5 protein-coding genes are annotated in these 5,937 nt (G+C 48.3%); 3 read left to right on the forward strand and 2 right to left on the reverse strand.

Features of this window, described 5'->3' with window-relative positions; translation table 11 throughout:
- Together HKN79_08600 and HKN79_08605 are read right to left on the reverse strand one after the other, a co-directional pair.
- Positions 1-227 (reverse strand): hypothetical protein (locus HKN79_08600; GenBank protein ID NNC83624.1); only part of this gene is annotated, 227 nt, incomplete at its 3' end.
- Between the two features lie 62 nt (positions 228-289).
- The gene (locus tag HKN79_08605; protein ID NNC83625.1) at positions 290-1,711 is read right to left on the reverse strand and encodes a PAS domain S-box protein; all 1,422 of its coding nucleotides are present in this window, start codon (positions 1,709-1,711) and stop codon (positions 290-292) included.
- 122 nt (positions 1,712-1,833) lie between these two features.
- On the opposite strand from HKN79_08605, the gene HKN79_08610 reads away from it, so the two are divergent.
- From HKN79_08610 to HKN79_08620, 3 genes are all read left to right on the forward strand, one after another.
- Positions 1,834-2,268, forward strand: a complete 435-nt coding sequence (locus HKN79_08610; protein ID NNC83626.1) for a hypothetical protein — start codon at positions 1,834-1,836, stop codon at positions 2,266-2,268.
- Between the two features lie 67 nt (positions 2,269-2,335).
- Positions 2,336-4,474, forward strand: a complete 2,139-nt coding sequence (locus HKN79_08615; protein NNC83627.1) for a S9 family peptidase — start codon at positions 2,336-2,338, stop codon at positions 4,472-4,474.
- 36 nt (positions 4,475-4,510) lie between these two features.
- The gene (locus tag HKN79_08620; protein NNC83628.1) at positions 4,511-5,914 is read left to right on the forward strand and encodes an FAD-binding protein; all 1,404 of its coding nucleotides are present in this window, start codon (positions 4,511-4,513) and stop codon (positions 5,912-5,914) included.
- Positions 5,915-5,937 lie beyond the last annotated feature (23 nt).

Genomic DNA, 5,937 nt, shown 5'->3' on the forward strand with positions numbered 1-5,937 from the left:
CGCTGGACCTTGAGCTCTTCTTGGCTGATGAGGTCCTCTTGTTTGCTGTAGAACTCTTCGATGATATCTGGAAGGATGTCATCCAGCTCTTCTTCTTCACTGCTTCCATTCTCCAGCATACCGCGATATGCTTCGATGGCTGTTCTTCCGCTCTTCAGATCTTCTAAGCTCACATCCTCAGTGATGAGTTCTGTGAGTAGTCCGAGAATCTCGCTTCTCGTCTCCATATTACTTGTGGATTTCTAGGATTTCCTTTCTATTCCCGCGAAATTACGGCACTGAGGACTACTTATCCAGCCTTTTTTCTGTCTTCGGGGTCAGCAGGCGGCAAGGAGAGTGTCGAAATGGATTCTCCGATCACGAATACTTCTTCTCGTTGTTTATCTGGATGGATGTTGAGATTCAGTCTGCCTAGAGCAGTTTCCATGATCAGATGTTCGGTAATGCCTGATGTATAGATTCCTTCCAGCATGACCATGACATCGTCTTTGATCTTGCCATTCATTCCTTTCCAATTACAAAGCACTGCTTCTGCCGCTGAATTGGAGAAGATCACTTCTCCAGTCTTGGATAGAAGGATACGTGGATAGCGACTCTTATTGACGAACTCCTTGAAGATCTCATTCTCTTCTTGTGCTCGTTTGACCTTGGTCACATCTGTATCTACAAAGAGCAATTTGCTCACTTTGTCAGTGTCATCCATGATGGGGGTGACGGTGGTCATGGCATAGAATCGTTTGCCATCCTGATCGGTACTGGATGATTCATAGGTCAGCGCCTTTCTGAAGTCCACCACATTCTTGATAATGGTCTGGATGTGTTCGTTCTTACTGACATCTTTCAGGAATTTACCTACAAATTGGTTCAATTCCTCTGCAGTATAATTGTTCTTGGTCTCGTAGGTCTCATTGACCCAGAGTATCTGCCCGTGTTCATCGGTGATGAGCATCAAGTTCTCACTCTTCTTAGCCACCAATGAGAGCATCTTCAATTCGGTGTTCTTCTTCTGCAGTTCCTCTTGGAAATCGGAATCTCCAGTAGTTCGTTTGACAGTTCGGAGATTGTTCAGAATGCGCGGTGTGAATATGATTGCAAGCACCAGGTAGACTAGTAATGGAATAAGAATCGCCCACCACGGACCGAATGCGGAGAAATACGCTTTGACATTGGCAGACTCCAAGCGCAAAACCCCGATCTTCTTCCCTGAAAAATCAGTGATGTGGCGATAAGCTACCAGCTTCCAGATGCTGGGAGTGATCTTGATCAGTTGAGCGTTTCCATCTTCAGTGCCGCTCTCGAAATCCACGTTGAGATCCCTGAATTCTTCTCCACTACTATAGATGGATTCGGAGCTGATCAGCTTCGCCATATTCTGGCCTTCCGGATCTATGACGATAACTGACATCTCGCAATCCTCAAGCCCATTGGAGCTCAAGATATCCTGGAACATATTAGAGATACGCAGGTAATCCGGGTCCGTGTTGTCCATCATGACACCTTGATGGTATTCGGCTACCAATTCAGGTAGGATCCCATCAGGACTTACGCGGGCCATGGTGTTGACCACCCCATTCAGCTCTTGGCTCAGGTTGGTGATCTTGTGCTCACGTTGCTCTTTCAAATACTGATGCGCCCCGAAACCGAAGGCGACCACGATGATCGAGTGGATAGCGATAGCTACCAGTCTGGATTCAATTCGAAGTCCGAACATCTATTCCTTTGTCTTTTGTAGTGCGTCTATTCTACGCAGGGCAAGGCAAAAAGGATACAGACTGTCGGCATGTTCAAAGTCCTATATTTGAACGGAATAGCTTAACCAAAACATAACCGAACATGGGACTTCTAGATTTTTTCAAGAACATCTTTGGCAGCGCCAAGGAATCGGCAGGCCAAGCAGCAAGTAAAGTGGGAGATACGGCCTCAAGCGCTACGCAAAGTGTGAAGGAGGGTGCGCAGTCAATGGGAGATACCGTCAGCTCAACTGTACATACGGCTTCAAATAAAGCTTCGCATATGGCCTCGGAGGCCAAGCAAAGAGGGTCAGAGATATCCTCATCCATTCAGGAACAAGGAGCAGGAATGGCTGCAAAGGCTGGAGAAATTCTTGAAGACGCTAAGGAGAACATCTCTGATGTAGTGGAGAATGTAACGGACAAACTGGAGGACGCAGGTGATAGGGCCAAGGATATGGCCAAAAGTGCACTGGATAAAGTCGAGGATATCGCTGAAGATGCAAAGGCATCTCTGTCCAACGATGAAGAAGAATGACCATTACCATTAAGAATACCAAGGCCTCCATGATATGTGGAGGCTTTTTTATTAATCCTATCACATCATGAGAATACATCACTTCCTGATCGCCACTACCATCCTTTCAGTGGCATGCAATTCCGGTACTATGGATGAGAACACCAAGAGATCGATCACCTATCCTCCGACTGAGAAGAAAGAGAGTACCCAAGAGTATTTCGGGGTAGAGGTCAAGGACCCCTATCACTGGTTGGAGAACGATACCTCCAAAGCCACTGAAGCATGGGTCAAAGCACAGAATGAGGTGAGCTTTGGCTATCTCAATTCCATTCCTGCCAGAGAGGGATTCAGAAATAGGCTCGAAGAGCTTTGGAACTTTCCCAAGCAGAGTGCACCCATCCGAGTGGGGGAGTATTATTTCACCTATCGCAACGATGGCCTTCAGAACCAATCGGTGATCTATCGCCAGAATGGACTTGAGGGTGAAGCAAGTGTATTTCTGGATCCCAATGAGATCAACCCGGAAGGGACCACCAGCATATCCATAGCTGGGCATTCTAAAGATGGAAAGCACATCGCTATGGACCGCTCTGAAGCCGGCTCTGATTGGAGCACGCTCACCGTCATGGATGTAGCTACAGGCGAAACGCTGGATGATAGAGTGGAATGGGTGAAGTTCTCAGGTGCCGCATGGTATGGAGACGGCTTCTATTACAGCCGCTACCCAGCCCCAGCTGGTGGCACAGAATACTCTGCCACCAATGAGGACCACATGGTCTACTATCATAAATTGGGTACAGATCAAAGTGAAGACGAACTGGTCTATCGCAATCCCGATAACCCGAATCTCTATCACTGGGTGAATGTTACTGAAGATGAAGAATACCTGATCCTGTATGTTGCATCCGGTACAGATGGATATGAATGCCACTACAAGAAATTGGGGCAGGACTCAGGATTCCAAGCACTCTTCACAGGCTTTGCCAATAAAAGCAATGTGGTCGATCACATCGATGGGAGGTTTCTGGTCATCACAGATATAGATGCTCCTAAATACAGATTGGTATCTATCGACCCAGAGGCGCCCGATGCGGGAAATTGGAAGACGATTGTAGCAGAGAATGAGCATCTGTTGGAATCGGCCAATACGGCTGGTGGCGCCCTTTTCCTGAATTATCTGGAAGACGCCTGCAATAGGCTGTACCATGCTGATCTAGAGGGGAATGTTGTAAGAAGTATCGCCCTTCCTGGATCGGGGTCGGCCGGTGGATTGAGAGGAGAGAGGGATGATGAAGTCCTATTCTATTCCTATACCTCATTCAACTATCCGACCACCACCTTCCGGTATGACGTCAACACGGGTGAGAGCCAGGTTCACTATCGACCAGAAACGGATTTCAATCCGGAGGATTTCGTGTCCAAGCAAGTCAAGTACAAGAGCAAGGACGGTACAGAGGTGAACATGTTCATTGTTCACAAGAAAGGCTTGGAGATGAATGGCATGAACCCGACTTTGCTCTATGGATATGGTGGATTCAACATCAGTATCACCCCTTCATTCCGAATCTCCAACATCGTGCTACTGGAGCAAGGAGGTGTCTATGCCGTAGCCAATCTCAGAGGTGGAGGAGAATATGGAGAGGATTGGCATAAAGCAGGTATGCTTCTAGATAAACAGAATGTCTTCGATGATTTCATTGCAGCAGGAGAGTATCTCATATCTGAAGGCTATACTTCTAGCGATCGTTTGGCCATCGAGGGGCGTTCCAATGGAGGTCTTCTCGTTGGCGCGGCCATGACACAACGCCCAGAACTTTTTAAGGTGGCCTTTCCAGGCGTAGGAGTGATGGATATGCTGAAATACCATCGCTTCACCGTAGGCTGGGGATGGATTCCCGAGTATGGTTGTGCTGATAGTTCCAAGACCCACTTCGAGAATCTATATGGCTATTCTCCCTATCATAATCTACAGATGGGAACCGATTATCCAGCTACCATGGTCACCACGGCAGACCACGATGACCGTGTGGTTCCGGCCCATAGTTTCAAATTTGCAGCTCGTCTGCAGGAGTGTCATAGTGGCGAGGATCCGGTGATCATACGTATCGATGTGGATGCAGGGCATGGTGCGGGTAAACCTACCTCCATGGTCCTGGACGAATTGGCTGACAAATGGGCCTTCATGTTCGACAATATGGGCTTGGGATATACAGGACCTAGCTGAGTATGTAAGGATCGATCTTGAATAGACGACTCAAGAATGAATCACGATTTCAAGAAATTGGATCAGATTGACCTCGACTTCTTCAGTGAGGTAATAGGGAAGGATCACGTGATGGCAGATCCATCCGATCGGGAGAGATATGGGAAGGATGAGACCGAGGATCTTCTTTTTCCACCAGAAGTAGTACTCAGGCCCAGAAAGACCGATGAGATATCACGCATCATGGGCTACTGCCATGAGCATTCTATTCCTGTCACGCCTATTGGCGCCCTGACCGGTTTGAGTGGCGGTGCATTGAGCGTATATGGAGGAGTAGGGCTTTCACTGGAGCGGATGAACAGCATCATCTCCATCGATGAAGACAATCTGCAAGCCACTGTCGAACCCGGGGTCATCACTCAGGTATTTCAAGAAGCGGTAGAAAAAGTCGGGCTGTACTATCCACCAGACCCGGCCAGTCGAGGGTCATGTTTCATCGGAGGAAATCTTGCGGAGAACTCAGGCGGACCGCATGCAGTGAAATACGGAGTCACTCGGGATTACGTCCTCAATCTGGAAGTCGTGCTGCCAGATGGAGCAGTGATATGGACGGGTGCCAATACCCTTAAGAATGCCACCGGCTACGACCTCACCCATCTCATGGTAGGTAGTGAAGGGACCCTCGGTGTCATCACTAAAGCCGTGTTCAAACTCATTCCCAGACCGCGATTGAACGTGCTCTTGCTCATCCCATTCCGTAGTGCAGTGAATGCATGCCGTGCTGTGTCCGCCACATTCAAAGCGGGAATCATTCCATCGGCCATGGAGTTCATGGAGCGAGATGCACTGGACTTGGTCAATGAGACCTTCCAGATGGGAGTGGAAATACCTGAAGACATAGAGGCCCATCTTCTGGTGGAGTTGGATGGAGCAGACCTGAACGTACTCATGGATCAAGCTGCATCACTCAGCACACTGATGGATTCCCATGATTGTGGTGAGATCCTTTTTGCCGAGACCGAGGCTCAGAAAGACAAGCTGTGGTCCATGCGAAGGAAAGTGGGAGAAGCGGTCAAGGCAGCTTCGATCTATAAGGAAGAGGATACTGTGGTCCCTCGTTTCCAGTTACCTGAATTATTGCAGGAGGTCAAGCGCCTCGGAGAGGCACATGGATTCCGTTCGGTGTGCTACGGCCATGCAGGTGATGGAAATCTACATGTGAATATCCTTAAAGGAGATATGTCTGATGAACAATGGGACCATGGATTGGATACGGCCATCAGGGACTTGTTCTCATTTGTGCACGACCTGGGAGGTACCATTTCTGGAGAACACGGAATAGGATTCGTACAGAAGGACTATATGGACATCGTTTTCGGAGAGCGTCAGATGGATCTGATGCGGGCCCTCAAAGGGGTTTTCGATCCTAAGGGTATCATGAATCCAGGTAAAGTGCTCTAACTTGGATTTCCAAGAGAGATTTT

Source organism: Flavobacteriales bacterium (assembly GCA_013001705.1).
In the GTDB taxonomy this organism is placed as follows: domain Bacteria; phylum Bacteroidota; class Bacteroidia; order Flavobacteriales_D; family JABDKJ01; genus JABDLZ01.